The organism is Curtobacterium herbarum (assembly GCF_016907335.1).
In the GTDB taxonomy this organism is placed as follows: domain Bacteria; phylum Actinomycetota; class Actinomycetes; order Actinomycetales; family Microbacteriaceae; genus Curtobacterium; species Curtobacterium herbarum.
Window position 1 is genome coordinate 2,286,182 of sequence record NZ_JAFBBT010000001.1, and the last position, 17,304, is coordinate 2,303,485.

15 protein-coding genes are annotated in these 17,304 nt (G+C 71.3%); 4 read left to right on the forward strand and 11 right to left on the reverse strand.

Annotated elements, in window-relative coordinates; genetic code table 11:
* Positions 1-12: 12 nt before the first annotated feature.
* From JOD51_RS10875 to JOD51_RS10885, 3 genes are read right to left on the reverse strand one after another with little or no spacing between them, the layout of a single operon-like run.
* Entirely contained in the window at positions 13-972 is a 960-nt protein-coding gene (locus JOD51_RS10875; protein ID WP_372378000.1) for a carbohydrate ABC transporter permease, read from the reverse strand.
* Positions 969-1,901, reverse strand: coding sequence for a carbohydrate ABC transporter permease (locus JOD51_RS10880; RefSeq protein WP_239539846.1), 933 nt, complete (start codon positions 1,899-1,901; stop codon positions 969-971). Before JOD51_RS10880 ends, JOD51_RS10875 begins: the two co-directional genes overlap by 4 nt.
* Positions 1,898-3,970 (reverse strand): beta-galactosidase, encoded by a 2,073-nt coding sequence (locus JOD51_RS10885; protein WP_307839455.1) that lies wholly within the window; start codon positions 3,968-3,970, stop codon positions 1,898-1,900. Before JOD51_RS10885 ends, JOD51_RS10880 begins: the two co-directional genes overlap by 4 nt.
* A gap of 247 nt (positions 3,971-4,217) precedes the next feature.
* Here JOD51_RS10885 and JOD51_RS10890 point away from each other — a divergent pair, with 247 nt between their 5' ends.
* The 3 genes from JOD51_RS10890 (at position 4,218) to JOD51_RS10900 (ending at position 6,552) form a co-directional block, all read left to right on the forward strand.
* Entirely contained in the window at positions 4,218-5,240 is a 1,023-nt protein-coding gene (locus JOD51_RS10890) for a LacI family DNA-binding transcriptional regulator (RefSeq protein ID WP_204608290.1), read from the forward strand.
* A 286-nt stretch (positions 5,241-5,526) separates the two neighbouring features.
* Complete coding sequence (locus JOD51_RS17120) at positions 5,527-6,066, forward strand: TetR family transcriptional regulator C-terminal domain-containing protein (RefSeq protein ID WP_204608292.1); 540 nt, start codon at positions 5,527-5,529, stop codon at positions 6,064-6,066.
* A 21-nt stretch (positions 6,067-6,087) separates the two neighbouring features.
* Positions 6,088-6,552: a MarR family winged helix-turn-helix transcriptional regulator gene (locus tag JOD51_RS10900; protein ID WP_204608294.1), complete on the forward strand. Its 465-nt coding sequence runs from the start codon at positions 6,088-6,090 to the stop codon at positions 6,550-6,552.
* A 27-nt stretch (positions 6,553-6,579) separates the two neighbouring features.
* Here JOD51_RS10900 and JOD51_RS10905 read toward each other — a convergent pair whose 3' ends face one another.
* Together JOD51_RS10905 and JOD51_RS10910 are read right to left on the reverse strand one after the other, a co-directional pair.
* Entirely contained in the window at positions 6,580-7,113 is a 534-nt protein-coding gene (locus JOD51_RS10905) for a DUF3592 domain-containing protein (protein WP_204608296.1), read from the reverse strand.
* Positions 7,114-7,214: 101 nt separating this feature from the next.
* A complete protein-coding gene (locus JOD51_RS10910) occupies positions 7,215-7,985 on the reverse strand; it encodes a hypothetical protein (RefSeq protein WP_204608298.1) in 771 nt (256 codons plus the stop codon).
* 151 nt (positions 7,986-8,136) lie between these two features.
* Here JOD51_RS10910 and JOD51_RS10915 point away from each other — a divergent pair, with 151 nt between their 5' ends.
* Positions 8,137-9,375: an MFS transporter gene (locus JOD51_RS10915; RefSeq protein WP_204608300.1), complete on the forward strand. Its 1,239-nt coding sequence runs from the start codon at positions 8,137-8,139 to the stop codon at positions 9,373-9,375.
* Positions 9,376-9,442: 67 nt separating this feature from the next.
* Here JOD51_RS10915 and JOD51_RS10920 read toward each other — a convergent pair whose 3' ends face one another.
* From JOD51_RS10920 to JOD51_RS10945, 6 genes are all read right to left on the reverse strand, one after another.
* Complete coding sequence (locus JOD51_RS10920) at positions 9,443-10,753, reverse strand: family 1 glycosylhydrolase (RefSeq protein WP_204608302.1); 1,311 nt, start codon at positions 10,751-10,753, stop codon at positions 9,443-9,445.
* Complete coding sequence (locus tag JOD51_RS10925) at positions 10,750-11,676, reverse strand: carbohydrate ABC transporter permease (RefSeq protein WP_204608304.1); 927 nt, start codon at positions 11,674-11,676, stop codon at positions 10,750-10,752. Before JOD51_RS10925 ends, JOD51_RS10920 begins: the two co-directional genes overlap by 4 nt.
* A complete protein-coding gene (locus tag JOD51_RS10930; protein ID WP_204608306.1) occupies positions 11,666-12,625 on the reverse strand; it encodes a carbohydrate ABC transporter permease in 960 nt (319 codons plus the stop codon). The genes JOD51_RS10925 and JOD51_RS10930 overlap by 11 nt, the downstream gene beginning before the upstream one ends.
* Positions 12,622-13,884 carry a sugar ABC transporter substrate-binding protein gene (locus tag JOD51_RS10935; protein ID WP_204608308.1) on the reverse strand — a complete coding sequence of 421 codons (1,263 nt, stop codon included), beginning with the start codon at positions 13,882-13,884 and terminating at the stop codon, positions 12,622-12,624. The genes JOD51_RS10930 and JOD51_RS10935 overlap by 4 nt, the downstream gene beginning before the upstream one ends.
* 112 nt (positions 13,885-13,996) lie before the next feature.
* Positions 13,997-15,052, reverse strand: a complete 1,056-nt coding sequence (locus JOD51_RS10940; protein ID WP_204608310.1) for a LacI family DNA-binding transcriptional regulator — start codon at positions 15,050-15,052, stop codon at positions 13,997-13,999.
* A gap of 288 nt (positions 15,053-15,340) precedes the next feature.
* Complete coding sequence (locus JOD51_RS10945) at positions 15,341-17,227, reverse strand: arabinofuranosidase catalytic domain-containing protein (RefSeq protein WP_204608312.1); 1,887 nt, start codon at positions 17,225-17,227, stop codon at positions 15,341-15,343.
* Between the last annotated feature and the right edge of the window lie 77 nt (positions 17,228-17,304).

The window sequence follows — 17,304 nt, forward strand, 5'->3', positions numbered from 1 at the left end:
GAAGAGAGCAGGTCACTTGAGGCCGCCGGAGCCGAGCCCCGAGCGCCAGAACCGCTGCAGGCTGAGGAAGGCGACGAGCAGCGGGATGATCGACACGAACGACCCGATGAGCACCAGGGTCCGGAGGTCCGGGTACTGGTTCACGCTCGAGTTCCACGTGTAGAGGCCGAGGGTGACGGGGAACAACGACGAGTCGCGGAGCATCACGAGCGGCAGGAAGAAGTTGTTCCAGATGGCGACGAACTGGAAGAGGAAGATCGTCACGAGGGCCGGCGACATCAGGCGGACGGCGACGGTGAAGAACGTCCGGACCTCACCGGAGCCGTCGATGCGGGCGGCTTCGATGATCTCGTCGGGAACGCTGGACGCCGCGAACAACCGGGACAGGTAGACGCCGAACGGGCTGACGATGCTCGGCAGGAACACCGACCAGAACGTGTCGGTCAGGTCGACCTGACTGAAGATGAGGAACAGCGGCAGGGCGAGCGCGGTCGCCGGCACGAGGACGCCGCCGAGGAACACGTTGAACAGTGCCTCGCGGCCGCGGAACCGGTACTTGGCCAGGGCGTACCCGCACATCGCTGACAGCACCGTGCCGATGAGTCCGGCGACGCCGGCGTAGGCGATGCTGTTGAGCATCCAGCGCAGGTAGATGCCGTCCTGTCGCGTGAACAGCTCACCGAGGTTGGTGATGGTGTCCTGGATCGCGGTGGCGCTGAACCAGAGCGGCGCGGTCGAGTTGAAGTTGGCGACGGTCTTCGTCGACGACACCAGCAGCCAGAAGATCGGCAGCAGGAAGTAGAGGGTGAAGACGCCCATGACGAGCATCGCGGCGCTGCGCGAGATGACGCTCTCGCGGGGACCGCGTGTGCCGTCCGGGCGTCCGGTGTCCGGACGGGAGGCCCGGCGTGCGTCCGCCGCGCTCGTTGCGTCGCGCTTCGCGTCGCGTCGGGAGGGTGCGTTGACGCTCACGAGGCGTCCTTCCGCTGGGTCAGTCGGAGGAACCCGATCGACAGGATGAAGGTGGCGACGGCGAGGACCACCGAGAACGCCGCCGCGAGGTTGAAGTTCGGCACCGACGAGGTCGAGTACACGAGCATGTTCGGCGTGAACGTCGACGAGATCGTCGAGGTGAACTGCCGGAACACGGTCGGTTCGGTGAGCAGCTGCAGGGTGCCGATCACCGAGAACACCGCGGTGAGGACGATCGCCGGGACGACCATCGGGATCTTGATCGAGACGGCGATCCGGAACTGCGAGGCGCCGTCGAGCTTCGCGGCCTCGTAGATCTCGGTCGGGATCGCGAGCAGCGACGAGTAGATGATGAGCATGTTGTAGCCGACGAAGACCCAGGTGACGACGTTGGCGACGGCCCAGAGGACGGTGCCGCTGCCGAGCAGGTCGACCTTCGAGGTGACGGCGGAGAACGGCGACAGGTCGGGGGCGTACAGGTAGCCCCACATGATCGCGGCGATGACACCGGGGACGGCGTACGGGGCGAAGAACGCCAGGCGGAAGAACCGCTTGCCGCGGAGCAGGGGCGAGTCGAGCAGCAGGGCGAAGACGAGCGCCAGGCCGAGCATCACCGGGACCTGCACGACGCCGAACAGCAGCACGCGGAGGACCGAGCCCCAGAACACGTCGTTCTGGAACACGAGGACGTACTGGGTGAGGCCGCCGAACACCTGCGTCGGAGCGCCGAACGTGCCCTGGCGTTCGATCTTCTGCAGCGACTGCCACACGGCGTAGAGGATCGGGACGAGGTAGAACGCGGTGAAGAGGACCGCGAACGGCACGACGAAGACCGCGATGGCGCGGCGGTAGCGGGAGCCGCCGCCGGCCGGACGCTTGGCCGGGTGCGGCCGTGTGGCCGTCCGGCGCCGCTGGGTGGTGGTGGTCATGAGCGCTTCCTGTCCGTGCGGATGATCTGGGTACCGCCGGGCTCGATCGCGGTGACGCCCGCGACGGCCTGGTCGGTGACGAGCTCGTGGCCCGCCTCGTGGTGCTGCACGGTCCGGTCCGAGTGGTTGAGCAGGAAGACCCACTCGTGCTCGTCGTCCCGGCGGCGGACGACCTCGAGGCCGGGTGCGGTCGCCGGGTCGCCGTGCACGCCGGCCTCGGCGAGGACCTTCTGCACGAGGGACTGCAGCGACGCGTCGTCGAGGACGGTGGAGAGGTACCAGGCGGACCCGGCCCCGTGGTCGTTCCGGGTCACCGCCGGGCGGCCGGCGAGCGGGCCGGTGGCGTAGTCGACGATGCTCGCGGCGTCGAGCAGTTCGACCGGCTCGGACCAGGTGGTCGCGGTGCCGCCGTCGGAGAGCTCGACGACGTCGCCCTCGGCGAGCGGCTGGAACTCGTCGACCCGGATGCCGAGCACCTCGCGGAACGCGCCCGGGTAGCCGCCGGTGCGGACCCGGTCCTGCTCGTCGACGATGCCGCTGAAGAAGGTGACGAGCGCGTGGCCGCCCCGTTCGACGTGGTCGGCGATGACGGCGGCGTGCTCGTCGCGCACCAGGTACAGCTCCGGGACGATGACGACCGAGTGGTCGTCGAGCGGGGCGCCGGGCGCGACCACGTCGACCGTGACGCCGAGGTCCCACAGTGCGGTGTAGAGCGCGTGGACCTGTTCCAGGTAGCGGACCGCGGTGGTGGGGTGGGCCTCCAGGTCGGCCGCCCACTGGTTCTCCCAGCTGAAGACGAGCGCGACGTCGGCGGTGACCCGCGAGCCGCGGAGCTCGCCGAGGCGGTCGACGAGCGCGCCGAGCGCGACCACGTCGCGCCAGCCCTGCGAGTCGGTGCCCGCGTGCGGCAGCAGTGCGGAGTGGAACTTCTCCGACCCCTGCACGGAGGCGCGCCACTGGAAGAAGCAGACGCCGTCGGCTCCGCGGGCGATGTGCGCCGCGGTGTTGCGGAGCATCTCCCCCGGCGCCTTGGCGAGGTTGCGCGGCTGCCAGTTGACGGCCCCGGTCGAGTGCTCCATGAGCAGCCAGGGGGCGCCGCCGGCGAGGCCGCGGGTGGTGTCGGCGGCGAACGAGAGCTCGACGTTCGGGCGCGGCAGGCGGTTGTCGAGGTAGTGGTCGTTCGCGATGACGTCCATGTCGCCGGTCCAGGACCAGTAGTCCATCGCGGTGATGTGGGCGGCGACCATGAAGTTCGTCGTGACGGGCTTGGTGCTGTGCCTGCGGATCACGGCGGTCTCGGCGCGGTGGTGCTCGAGGAGGGTGTCCGAGGAGAACCGGTCGAAGTCGATCTGCTGCGCCGGGTTGCCGGTCGACAGGGTCAGGCGGGGTGGCAGGACCTCGTCGAAGGAGCCGTAGCGCTGGCTCCAGAAGGCGGTGCCCCACGCGGTGTTGAGCGCTTCGATGCTGCCGTGGCGGGCCCGGAGCCAGGTGCGGAACGCGTCGGCGGAGACGTCGCACCAGCAGCGGGCGTTGTGGCAGCCGAGCTCGTTCGACACGTGCCAGAGCCGGACCGCCGGGTGGTCGCCGTACCGGGCGGCGGTGGCCTCGACCAGGGCCAGGGCGTACCGGCGGTAGATCGGGGACGCGGGGCAGAACGCCTGGCGGCCGCCGGGGAACCGGGTGGTGCCGTCGACCGTGACGGGCAGGACCTCGGGGTGCATGGTCGTGAGCCAGGCGGGGGTGGAGGCGGTCCCGGTGCCCAGGTCCACGGCGATGCCGGCGCCGTGCAGCAGGTCGATGACGGTGTCGAGCGCGGTGAAGTCGTACTCGCCCGGCCGCGGTTCGACCTGCGACCAGCCGAAGACGTTGATCGCGACGATCGTGATGCCGGCCTCGCGCATCAGGCGGACGTCCTCGACCCAGGTGGCGTGGTCCCACTGCTCGGGGTTGTAGTCGCAGCCGAAGGCCAGGCCGGTCGAGCCGAGACCGAGGGCGCTCTCGGCCGGCTCGACGGCGGCGACCGGAGCAGCCGGGGCGTCGCCGACCGGTGCGGGCAGGGTGGTGGTCACGAAGGGTCCTCGTCGATCGGGGCCCCTCGGTGCCTCGGTCGGTACGACCCCTTCGGCGGTGAAGGACCCAGCATGTGTGGGAGCGGTCCCAGACTGCTGCGGACGGGTTGCGCCGCATCAGTCTGGGAGCGATCCCAGCTCGGATTCGAAACCGCTGTCGAAATCCGTTCTGGGAGCGATCCCAGATACAACACGACTCGGGCCGTCGTGTCAACACCGCGGCCCGACGCGCGGCTACAGTGGCGGGATGTCCGAGGTCAGAACAGCGCGCCGACGCGCCACGATCCAGGACATCGCCGACGCGGCCGGGCTCTCCCGCGGCACCGTCTCACGGGTCCTCAACGACGAGCAGTACGTCTCCGCCGCCGCACGCGAAGCCGTACAGGACGCCATCCGGCGGGTCGGGTACGTCCGCAGTGCCGCCGCCCGCAGCCTGGTCACCCGCCGCTCCGGCGCGATCGCGCTCATCGTGCACGAACCCTCGGTCGTGGTCCTCGACGACCCGAACATCGGCAACATCCTCATCGGCACCAACAGCGTCCTGTCCGAGGCGGAGCAGCAGCTCGTCACGATCATGGTCGACTCGGCGCGGGACAGCCACCGCGTCGTCGAGTACCTGCGCGGCGGCTTCGTCGACGGCGCCATCGTCCTGTCCGCCCGCGACGACGACCCGATCACGAAGGCGATCGTCGAGATCGGCCTGCCCGCCTGCTTCGTCGGACACCCGCCCGACGCCGCCGCGATCTCGTGGATCGGCATCGACAACCGCGACGCCGCCGAACGGATCACCCGACGACTCGTCGACACCGGGCGGAAGCGCATCGCGATGCTCGCCTCCGGACTCGACCGCGACTCCGGGCAGGACCGACTCGCCGGCTTCGCGTCGGCGCTCGGCGACCGGTACGACCCGGACCTCGTCGCCCGGAACCCCCTGTTCAGCTACACCGCCGGCGCCGAGGGCATGCGCGAACTGCTCGACCGGGCACCCGACATCGACGGGGTCTTCGCCGCGTCGGACGCCGTCGCCGCCGGTGCGATGGACCTGCTGCAGCGTCGGGGCAAGCGCGTGCCCGAGGACATCGGCATCGTCGGGTTCGACGACAGCGCCTGGGCACTCCGATGCGACCCCGAGCTCTCCACCGTCCGCCAGCCCGCCCGGACGCTCGGCGAGCAGGCGGCACGGCAGGTGCTCGAGCAGATCGCGGAGCCGTCGACCGAGCCTCGGGGGCTGGTCCTGCCGACCGAGGTGGTCTGGCGCGGTTCGGCCTGAGGTGGACGCGGCTGCGGGCGGCAGCGGCGTCTGCCCGAGACGCCGGCGTCCGCCCGAGACGCCTCCGAACAGCTGAGACGCCGCAGAGTTCGGCGGCGTCTCGGCCGGACGGCGGCGCGTCGCGGCCCGCGCGGCGTCTCGGTCGGACGGCGGCGTCCCGCGGCCCGCGCGGCGCCCCGACGCGCGGGCCGGACCGTCACTCTCCCGCGAGCACCGGGTACCGCGCCTCGACCGGCGCGCCGAGCGTGGCGCGCACCTACCTGGTGAGGTCGTCGGCGAGCACCTCGTGCGCCCCGGCGACGACCCCGTCCCAGAGGGCGCGGGGGTCGCGGGCATCGCCGCCGCCGCGGGCGCACCGAAGGGCTCGTTCTACAACCACTTCCGCTCGAAGGCCGACCTGGCCGTCGCCGCCGCCGACCGGTTCGTCGCGGGCAACGGCGGCGAGATCCTCGAGGACCCGTCCCTGCCACGCGCCCTCGACCGGATCGTCGACCAGTTCGCGTTCCTCGGCTCCCGCCTCGAGGAGATGGGGGTGGTCCGCGGGTGCCTGCTCGGCAACCTGGCGGCCGACACCGCCAGCGACGAGCCGACCGTCGCCGCGCACGTCGAGCGGATCTTCGCCGGGTGGTCGGCACGACTGGAGGCCCTCATCCAGACCGCACAGGACGCGGGCGACGTCGACGGTTCGGTCGACACCACGGTCACCGCCGACCTGCTCGTCGCGCTCTGGGAAGGGGTCGCGCTGCGCGCGAAGGTGCACGGGGACGGTGCAGCGGCACGCCGACAGCTCGACGTCGGGGTACGTCGGTTGCTCGGGGTGTCCTGACCGGCGGGGCAGGATGGTCCCATGTCTGCCGCACCTCCCGAGGGGATCGACGAACTGCTCGCGGCCTCGCGAGGACTCCTCGGAGTCGTCGCCCGGTCCCTGGCCCCGGCACTCGAGGACGTCACTGTCCCGCAGTTCCGGCTGATCGTCCTCGTCACCGCGCTCGGCCCGACCCGTTCCGGCGACCTGGCCGAGCGGCTCGCGGTCGGGCCGTCGACCCTCACCCGCAACGTCGACCGGCTGGTCGCGGACGGCTGGGTCGAACGACTGCCGAGCAGCGAGAGCCGGCGCGAGGTCCTGGTCGGCGCGACCGACCAGGGGCGCGCGCTCGTCGCCGACGTCATGGAGCGTCGACGCACCGAGATCGTCGGACTGCTCGCGAGCCTCCCGGACGAGGACCGGGCCAGCGTCTTCGCCGGCGCCGCGGTCCTCCGTCGTGCCATGCACGAGCCGCTGCTCGAGGAGATCTCGGCGTTCGGCGGCTGAGCCGGGTCCGCACGGACCCGACCCTGTTCAGCCGAGTCGGGCCTTCTCGCGTGCCGCCTGCCGGGCCGCCTTCGCCCCACGCCGTTGCAGCGTCGGGTCGTGCCGCCGACGGTGCACCACGGCCGGGATGCCGATGCCGAGGAAGACCACGCTGCCGATCGCGATCCCCACGGACAGGTGCAGCCGGGCGGCGACGCGCTCCCGTGCAGCGTCCGATGCCAGCACGACGGAGTCGGGGTCGTCCGGGTCGACGAGCACCGCGAACCGCTGTCCGCGGTGGAAGACGTCCTCGTCCTTCGAGGAGTACTGCTCGAGCTCGGTGCTGCTGGTCTGGCCGTCGACGGTCTGCTGGGTCGTCGGGATCCACTCGTCCCAGTTGTTGTGCCGACTGTGGTGGTGTTCCTTCCGGACGTTCACCACCTCGGCGGTCGTGCGCACCCCGACGCGGTGCAGTTCGACGTTCTGGTCGTGGGCCCGGACCGCGGGGCCGAGTCCGAACAGCGTGACGAGGAGGCACGCTGCGCCGAGGTACACCGACAGGTTCGGGACGAACTGCCACACCCCGGCTCCGAAGCGACGCCAGGTGAACGGCTCCGCCGCCCGACGAGGACGTCGACGACGGGCGGGCCGCCGTCCGGGTTCGCCGGGCCGAGGGGGTCGGGTCACGCCTCGGCCCCCGGATGCGCGTCGACGTCGGGCGACGAGAGCGCGTCAGCAGACACCGCGTGCCGCCGCAGGCCCCGCCGGCGCACGACGAGCAGCAGGACGACGACGGCCAGGAGCACCGGCAGCACCGGGATCGGCGGGAACGAGGACGATTCCCCCGCGGCGAGTCTGGTCAGCAGGAAGAACGGCCCGGTCGACAGCACCGACGAGACGAGGGCCACCACGACCCAGCCCCACACGACCAGGCGCGTCAGCCGACGGTCGCGGGCCGCGAAGTCGTTCGAGGCGTAGTGCGGCGCCGGCCGTCGGAGCGCCCGGCCCGCGAGGGTCAGCACGAAGGCCAGGACGATGCCGAACATGAGCACCGCCCACACGATGCCGCCGGGCCCGAAGCTCAGTCCGAGCCCGAGGCTCAGGCCCGCCCCGATCGACAGCGGGATGCACACGAGGGCGACCGCGAGGTGCACGAGCCGCCGGGCCGGGCCCCCGACCAGCAGACCGAGTCCGGCGAGGACGGTCGCGACGGGGACACCGCCGAAGACCAGTGCCAGCACCGCCTGGCCGACGGGTTCCGGCAGGCGCAGGAGTCGTCCGAACGGCAGGCTCAGGAGCGCTGCGTCCGCCACGACGGCGGCGACCAGCACGACCGTCGCGAACACCCAGGACCCCGGCCCCGACTCGTCGGACGGCTCGGCCGCCCGCGCCCCGGCGTGCGCGTCCCACTGGTCGTCCTCGTCGTCCGACCACGGCGCTGTTGCACCCGTCATGTGCTCCCCCTGTCCCCTCCGCCCATCCTGCCCACCGCGGCCGGTGGCGTCCAGGAGGCCCGCCGCGGCCGGGCGCGTCCCGGTCCGGACACGGACGGGCCGGCGACCGTCACACCGGAATGGACGGAGCCGGCCGGCGCTTGTCGCGTCCATGACCTCACCAGCGGATCGACACGGATGGCTCAGCGTCCTGTCGGTCGCCCTCGGCTCGTTCGTCCTCGTGCTCTCGGAGTTCCTGCCCATCGGCCTCCTGCCCGCGATCGCCGACGACCTGCACGTCGGCATCGGGACCGCCGGTCTCATGGTCGTCTTCACCGGCCTGACCGGCGCGGTCGCCGCCCCGGTCGTGACCGTCGCGACGTCGCGGCTCGACCGCCGGACGGTCCTGCTCGCGCTGACCGTGCTGCTCGTGGTGGCGGACGCGTTGGCCGCACTGGCCCCGACGTTCTGGGTCCTCCTCGTCGCCCGCATGCTGCTCGGGGTCGGCATCGGCGGGTTCTGGGCGATCGGCGCCGGGATCGCGGGCCGCCTCGTCCCGCCGGCATCCGTCATCCGGGCCACGTCGCTGATCACGGCCGGGGTCTCGGTGGCGACGGTCGTGAGCCTGCCGCTCGGAGCGTTCGTGTCGTCGCTCGCCAGCTGGCGGCTGGCGTTCGTCATCGGCGGCGCGCTCGGCGTCGTCGCCCTCGTGCTGCAGCTCGTGATGCTGCCGAGCATCCCGTCGGTGCAGCGGGTGCGGTTCCGGACGGTGGGCGGACTGCTCCGGGTGCAGCGTGCCCGCGTCGGACTCATCGCGACGGCGTTCCTGTTCGTCGCCCAGTTCGCCGCGTACACGTACGTCGCGCCGTACCTGCAGGAGTCGGTGCGGGTGGGCCCGGACACGGTCACGCTGGCGCTGCTCGTCTTCGGCGTCGCCGGCATCGCGGGCAACTTCGTCGCGGGCGTGACGCTGAGCCGGAACGTCCTCGGCACCATCGGGGTGTCGAAGGTCGTCCTCGCCGCCGCCGTCGTCCTGCTGCCCCTGGCGGCACACTCGGTCGTCGGGGTGTTCGCCCTGCTCGTCGTGTGGGGCTTCGTCTGGGGCGCCCTGCCGCTCGGGACCCAGACGTGGATGTCGACCGCCTCCCCCGGCGGGTCGGAGAGCGGTCTGGCCCTGTTCGTCACGACCATCCAGTTGGCGATCGCGGCGGGGTCCGTGGTCGGCGGCCTCGCCGTCACGGGCTTCGGGATCGCTGCTGACTTCTGGTTCGCCGGTGCGGTCGCGGTCATCGGCGCGGTCGTGCTCCTGTCGCTCGGCTCGCGACGGTCGAGCGCCGTCCCCGACGTCGCCGCCGCACCCGCGACCGGTCCGGTCGCGACGGGATCGGTCGCGACCGCAGCGGCGGACTGACCGGGCCGACCACACGTCGGACGGGAGGCACGCACCGGTCGGGTGACGGGCCTCCCGTCCGTCGTCGCTAGGGACGGGCGACGCTCGTCGCCGTCGCCGCCGCGCGGAACGCCGCCGCGGCCCCGGTCTCGACCCGGTCGAGCGTGCCGTCGGCCCGTTCCTCCAACCGGACGAGTCCCATCCGCCGGAGGAACGGCTCCTTCGCTCCCCCGACCTGCTGGCGGGCCGCGAGGACCTCGGGGGCGACCGCGAACTCCTCGACGTTGACGCCGCCGGAGGCGTACGACCAGTCGACGAAGTCGAACACCGGCCACCAGGTCCAGCCGCGCACGTCGACGCCGGCGTCGGCGAGCGCCGTGACGGCGGCGGACGAGTCCTGCACCCACCGCGAGCGGAGGTCGTCGTCGCCCTCGATCGAGGTCTCGGTGACGAGCATCGGCAGCCCGTAGCGCTCGGCGAAGCCCGTCAGCGACTCGACGAGTCCCGCGGTCCACCGGTCGTGGGCGTGCTGCACGGTGCCGTCCGGGCCGGGTTCGAGTCGGCGCGGTGAGAGGTCCGGGTAGTAGTTCACGCCGAGGAGGTCGAGGGTGACGGCCCCGTCGACCAGGGCGGCGAGCCCGGCCTCGGTCGCACCGTGCTCGAGCAGCCACCGGTACGAGCGGTGGCTGGGGTCGACACGGCCGAGCACCAGGTCGGTCGGGACGGTGCCGAGGTCGGTGAGGAGCGCTGCCTCGGCCCCGAGTCCGGGGTCGGCGGTGCTGAACATCGACGTCGCCTCGACGTGCACGATCGTGGCGCCGGGGTTGGCGGACCGGACGGCCGCGACGCTCTGCTGCATGCCCAGGGCGATGCCGAGGACGACCGCGGTCCAGCCGTCCCACCCGGTCAGGGCGGGCGGCCACACCCCGCGGAGGCCCGCGAAGGACGCCGTGGTGATCGGCTCGTTGAGCGGTGTGACGTGGTCGACGACGCCGGTGTACCGGGCGGCGAAGGCCCCGGCGAAGGAGGCGATCGCATCGGGGTAGGCCGGGTCGGCGAACGAGTCGTCGAGCCAGGTCGGGGTGCCGTAGTGGACCAGGTCCGCGATCACGGTGAGCCCGAGCCCGGCCGCGTACGCCAGGCGGTCGTCGAGGACGGCCCAGTCGAACACCCCGGGTGCCAGGTGCACGCGTGGCCAGTCGACCCCGTACCGCAGGGCGGTCGCGCCGAGGGATCGGACGAGGTCCAGGTCCGAGCGCCAGGCGGTGTCGTGGCCGGTGAGCTCGTGCTCGTCGAGCGGCGCCATCGCGAAGCGTTCGGGCGGGTGCACGCAGGTGTCCTCGATGCCGGCGATCCAGGTGAAGCTGCCGGCGGGGAACGCTCCGCCCGCGGCCGTCACTTCAGCCCCGTGGTGGCTACGCCGGCGACGAAGTACTTCTGGGCGAAGAAGAAGCCGAGCGCGATGGGTACGAGCGAGATCACGGCGCCGGCGAGCAGGACCGCGTGGTCGGTCACGTGCGCTCCCCCGAACAGCGTCAGGCCGGCGGGCAGCGTCAGCATGTCGTTCGACGTGGTGACGACGAGTGGCCAGAGCAGGTCGTTCCAGAGAGCCATGCCGTTGAGGACCGCGACCGTCGCGATGGCGGGCTTCGCCAGCGGCAGGATCACCTGCCAGTAGATCCGCCAGTGTCCGGCGCCGTCGATGCGGGCGGCTTCGTCGAGTTCGACGGGGATGTCGATGAAGAACTGGCGGAACAGGAAGATGCCGAACGCGCTGGTCGCCCGCGGGATGATGAGCCCCTGGTAGGTGTTCAGCCAGCCCAGGTGGAACAGTTCCACGAACACCGGGATGAGCGTCACCTGGAACGGCACCATCAGGGTCGCGATGACCAGCACGAACGCGACGTTCCGGCCGACGAACCGCATCCGGGCCAGGGCGTAGGCGCACATCGAGTCGAACAGCAGCGTCAGCACCGTGGTGACGATCGTGAACAGGAACGAGTTGGCCAGCAGGCGCAGGAACGGCAGCTGCTGCCAGACCCCGACGTAGCCGTGCAGGGTGACGCTGGTCGGGAACAGGCTGGCCGGGTGGCCGAACAGGTCGGCTTCGGACCGGAACGACCCGCTGACCATCCAGATGAACGGCACGAGGGCGAACACCAGTCCGATGCCGAGGTACACCCACTTCAGGACGGACCCGGTGCGCGCGGTGCCGGTGCGCCGGATCCGGCCGCGGCCGGCGGACCGTCGGTCCGGTGTCGGACGGGAGGCACGGGTCGGCTCCGTCAGGGACGGTCGCCGCGTGCGCGCCTCAGTCGACATCGTCGTACCGGAAGAGCCGGAGCTGAAGGAGGGAGATGAGCATGATGATCACGAAGAGGACCCAGGAGATCGCCGACGCGTAGCCGGTCTGGTAGTTGACGAACCCGTCGCGGTAGAGCAGGTTCACGAGCGTGTCCGTGTGGAAGACCGGACCGCCGCCGGTCATCACGTAGACGAGGTCGAAGACCTGGAACGACTGGATCGTCAGGATCATCGAGGTGAAGAGCATGGTCGGGCGGATGCTCGGCAGGGTGATCCCCCAGATCGTCTGCCAGGTGTTCGCGCCGTCGATCCGGGCGGCCTCGTAGCGTTCGGCGGGCACGCCCTTGAGTCCGGCGACGAACAGGATCATCGCGAAGCCGATGCTCTTCCACACCGAGACGAAGACGATCGTCGGCAGGGCCAGGGACGTCGACTGCAGCCAGGCGACGCTCGGCAGCCCGAGGGCCGCGGTGATGCCGCCGACCAGGCCGATGTCGGGGTCGAGCAGGAACTTCCAGACCAGGCCGATGGTCACCAGGGAGACGATGGTCGGGAAGAAGAACACCGAGCGGACGATCCGGTTCGCCAGGGTGTCCCGCTGGAGCAGCAGCGCGGCGATGAAGCCGAAGACCACCAGGAGCACGACCGAGACGACGGTGAACTCGAGCGTGATCCGCAGTGCGTTCCAGAACTGTCCGTCGTGGAACAGCGTGACGTAGTTGCCGAAGCCGACGAAGGGCTGGGTGGCCGCACCGACCGTCCAGTCGAAGAACGAGTAGTACAGCGACCGCAGGATCGGGAAGACCACGAAGGCGCCGAGGATGAGCAGCGACGGGGCCATGAAGAGCCAGGCCGGCTGGAACCGGCGGGTGCGGACCCGGGTGGGGCGGGCCTCCCGCCCGTCCGGGGCGGCGGCCCCGCCACGCGGGGCGCGTGGCGGGGCCGAACCGGTGAGCTGGTCGGTCACTTGCTGCAGCCCGTGAGGCCGTTGATCGCCTGGCCGGCGCTCTTCGTGGCGTCGGCGACGGACTTGCCGCGGGTGATCTCGCCGATGAGCGGGACGTACGCGTCGGAGTCGACCTTCGTGGCGTTCGTGACGTGCGGCAGGTACAGGCGCGCGTCGGGCACCTGGCTGGCGAAGACCGAGACCGTCGGGTCGGCGGTGAGCTTCGCGTCGTCGGACAGGTCGGTGCGGAGCGGCGGGAACCCGGTCTGCAGCGAGAACTTCTGCTGGGCGGTCTTCGACGTCCAGTATGCCAGGAACTCCTGCGCCTGCTTCGGGTACTTGGTCTTCGCGGAGATCGACAGCGGGGCGATCGAGCCGAGCGTGCTCGACTTGCCGTCGACGCCGACCGGGACCTTCACGATCCCCAGGTCGATGCCCGCGTCCTTGTACCCGGACGCTGCCCAGGGGCCGTTGATCTCCATCGCGGCCTTGCCGGCCGAGAAGAGCGAGTCCGCCTCGGCGCCGGTGAGGCCGACGGGGCTGACCTTGTCCTTCGCGACCAGGTCCGCCCAGGTCGACAGGCTCTTCTGCCCGGCGGACGTCTGGACGACGCTGCAGCCCTTGCCGCTGACGATGTCGCCGCCCTCGAGCCACTGCAGGACCGGCCACATCTGGATGGTCTGGTTGTCGGCGAGCGCGATGCCGTACTTGCCGCCGGTGGTCAGCTTCTTCGCGTCCGCCGCCATCTCCTGGACGGTCCCCGGCGGATCGGTGATGCCGGCATCGGCGAAGAGCTTCTTGTTGTAGTACAGGCTCAGCGTGGCGAAGTTGGCGGGGACACCGTAGAGCTTGCCGTCGTAGGTGAACTCCTCGACCGTGCCGGGCGCGAACGACTCGGTGTTGATCTTGCCGCTGCCTGCACCGGTGGCGGTGATGGGCAGGACGGAGCGGGTCTTCACGTACTGGGCGACGGCGTTCGGGTCGGACGAGACCGCGGCGACGTCCGGGCCCTGGCCGGTGAGCCAGGCCGAGGGCAGCTTCTGCTGGATCGTGTCCCAGGGCTGCACGGTCATCTCGACGTTGATGTCGGGGTGCGACTTCTCGAAGTCCTTGACGATGGTGGCGTAGCCCGGTCGGTCGCCGCCGGTGAACCCGGTCCAGACCTTGAGGGTGGCGGGGCCGTCCTGGGCGGCGTTGCCGCCGGCGGAACAACCGGTGAGGACCAGTGCCAGTGCGGCGGCACCGGAGACGACCGCGAGGGTCGTGCGTGCGTGCTTCATCGGGGAACGCTCCTTTGCGTTGCGGGTGCTGTGGGTGGTGCGCGTGCGGTGGTGCAGGGTCGTGCTGCGGGTGGGTCGTGCTGCAGGTGTTCGGTGTTCGGTGTCGTTCTGGTCAGTGGGGGTCGGTGTGGTCGGGGTCGCAGCCGCACGAGCCGCGGAGGACCACCTCGACGTCGAGCTCGGTGTGCGCGTGGCCGCCCGGGCGCCGGTCGACGAGGTCGAAGAGCCGCTCGGTCGCGATCCGCCCCATCTCCTCGGCGGGGACCCGGATCGTCGTGATGCCCGGGGTGGTCACGCGGGCGAACCCGAAGTCGTCGAACCCGACGACCGCGACGTCCCCCGGCACGTCGATGCCGGCCCGTCGGAGCACGGCGAGACCGCCGACGGCCATGTCGTCGTTGGCGAACACGATGCCGTCGAACGGGAACCGCTCGTCGCCGGTGCGTTCCCGGAGTACCTGCTCGACGGCGGCCGCTCCCGACTGTTCGGCCAGGTCGCCCTCGATCACGGCGACGTCGGTCAGGCCGTGCGTCTCGGCGGCGCGGAGGAAGCCGTCGCGCCGGTCGATGCCGGTCTGGTGGTCGAGCGTCCCCGACACGTGCAGCAGACGGCGCCGGCCGTGCTCGGTCACGAGGTGCTCGACGAGCTGCTCGGTCGCCGAGACGTCGTCGATCCCGACGCTCACCGCGTCGGCGAGGTGCGGGTAGTTCCCGATGAGGACGACCGGCAGGCCGCTCGCGACGAGTGCCTCGACGTGGTGGTCGTCGATCGCGGCGCTGGTGACGATCGCGCCGTCGGCGGTCCGGGAGCGCATGACCCGCTCGTAGGCGACGCCGCCGTTCGAGGTGTCCGCGTTGGTCGAGACGATGACCTGGGCGTCGTGGGCGTTCGCCGCCGTGGACATGCCGGTCAGGACGTGCATGAAGTACAGGTGGCCGAAGACGTGCGCCGACGAGTTCGGGACGACCAGGGCGACGGCGTCGGCACGCTGGCTGCGGAGGGCTCGGCCGGCGGAGCTCGGGACGTAGCCCAGGTCCTCGGCGGCCTGCTTGACGGCGGCGCGGGTCTTCTCGCTGATCCGCTCGTGGCCGGAGAGCGCCATGCTCGCGGCGGCGGAGGTGACGCCGACCTTCGCGGCGACGTCCTTCAGGGTGACGGACTTCGGCACGGTGTCGCCTCCTCGTCGTGGGCGTGGCCGGAGCCGACGCTTTATCGATTAACTCTTCGGTCATCCTGCACCTGCTTAATCGATGAAGCAAGCCGTGCTCCGCAATCCGCGGCGTGGGCCGCCCAGGAGTCGCGGCCGAGCCTCGGCTAGGCGGACACGATGCGGCCCGAGCGACGCGCATGTTGTCCGCGCAGCCGAGGCTCGGCTGGGCGCGGGCAGACGGACGGGAGGCTCGGTGCCGGTCCGGCACCGAGCCTCCCGTCCGCGGTTCCCCGCGACCGGTGCCGGTCAGTTCAGCCGGAACACCTGCGGAGCCGCGCCGTTGCAGTCGTAGAGCTGCAGGGCGGTGCCGTTCGCGGTGTTGCCCGACGGGACGTCGAGGCACCGACCCGACTGCGGGTTGAGCACCGAACCGTTCGCCTGCGGGACCCACTGCTGCCCGCCCACGCCGTTGCACCTGTACAGCTCCAGGTGCGTCCCGTTCGCGGTGGCGTTGCCGTCCAGGTCCAGGCACCGACCGAGCGTGCGGATGGTGTGGTCACCCGCGTTGTACGCCCACTGCTGGTCGGTGGTCTGCTCGTCGGTCAGCAGGGTCTGGCAGTCGAACACCTGCACCTGCTGGCCGTTCTGCTGCAGGTCGTTGCCGGCGACGTCGACGCACTTGCCGCCGATGGTGCCGATCGGCACCGCCGCCACGAACTTCTGCGCCGCGTTGCCGTTGCAGTCGAAGAGCTGCAGGGCCGTGGCGTTCGCGGTGTTGCCCGACGGGACGTCCAGGCAGCGACCGGACTGCGGGTTCTTGATCGACCCGTCCGGCTGCACGATCCACTGCTGACCGCCGACCCCGTTGCAGTCGTAGAGCTCGACGTGGGTCCCGTTCGCGGTGCCGTTGCCGTTCGCGTCCAGGCAGCGCCCCAGCGTGCTGAGCGTGTGCGTGCCGTAGACGCTGCCCAGCCAGTGCTGGTCCGCGGCGAGCGCCTGGCAGTCGTACAGCTGCACGACGGCCCCGTTGCCGCCGACGTCGTCCCCGGCGACGTCGACGCACTTGCCGCCGGGCGCGGTGATCGCTGCGCCCGGTCCCCCGCCGGTGGAGACACCCTGGTAGTTCTGCGCCACGATGTTCGCCTGCACGGCGGAGTCGGCCGCGTCGGTCGAGTACCCCGCGGTCATGACGCCCTCGAAGAAGGACTGCGTGCCGCGGTTCGAGTTGTCACCGCCGGCGCCGAGGACGATCGAGCCCTCGAGCTTCATCGGCGTGTAGCCCTGGCCGTCGCTGTCCCTGTCGGTGGGCAGCGCCCCCTCGTACCACTTCGACAGGGTGCCGGACTGCGCGTTCCCGCCCTTCAGCGCGAAGGCCGCGACGCCGTCGTTCTTCAGCAGTGCGGTGACGAACTTCGAGCTGTTGCCCGTGTTCGCCGTGTTGATCGCGGTCCCGCCCTCGTAGACGCCGTTCTCCAGGTCCGCCTGCACCCAGGGGCCGCGGCCGGCGCTGCCCTTGCCGTTGAGCATCGACAGGTTCAGGGCGTCCATGTGCCCCTTGCCGGTGTCCTTGGACTGGGTCTCGACGTTGCCGAAGTCGGAGCAACAGCCGTGGTTGACGTTCGTGCCGCTCGCGACCTCGTACATCGACTCGGGGCTGGCTCCGCGTGCGGTGCCCTTCGCGATCGTGCTCGAGATCCGGTAGGCGACCTGCTGCGGCATGAAGACGCCGTAGGCCTTGTGCCCGGCGACGGTGATCGGCAGCGCTGCCGCGTCGGCCGCGTGGTTGGCGGGGCCGGCGTCCCCGGCGCCGGCGACGGTGAGGTCGTTGTGGTTCGGCGACTGGTCGTAGATCTTCGGGATCGTGCAGGAGGTGCCCGAGCAGAACGCGTCCTGGGTCGCGGCGTTGGCGTACCCGCCGGCGGCGAGCAGGCCGACGTTCGTGGTGGCGCCGTCGGAGGCGCGCTGCACCTGGTAGAGCGGGCCGTTGTAGGACGCGTACAGCGCCCGCGTCGAGCTGTAGGCGGCGACGCACGACGTGCCTGCGCCGGAGTAGGTGTCGCACGGACCGTTGGTGGCGGCGGCGGCGCTGCCGGCACCGACCGTGGCGGAGACGAGGCTCCCGGTGATGAGCGCGAGTGCCCCGAGGACGGCGGCGACCGTGCGCCGCCTCCTGGAGATGGGCCTGGTGTGCATGGTGGTGGTTCCTTCCGAGCATCGTTGACCGGTGGACGGCTGACCGCTGTTTAAACGATTAACCAGGCCCATCGTAC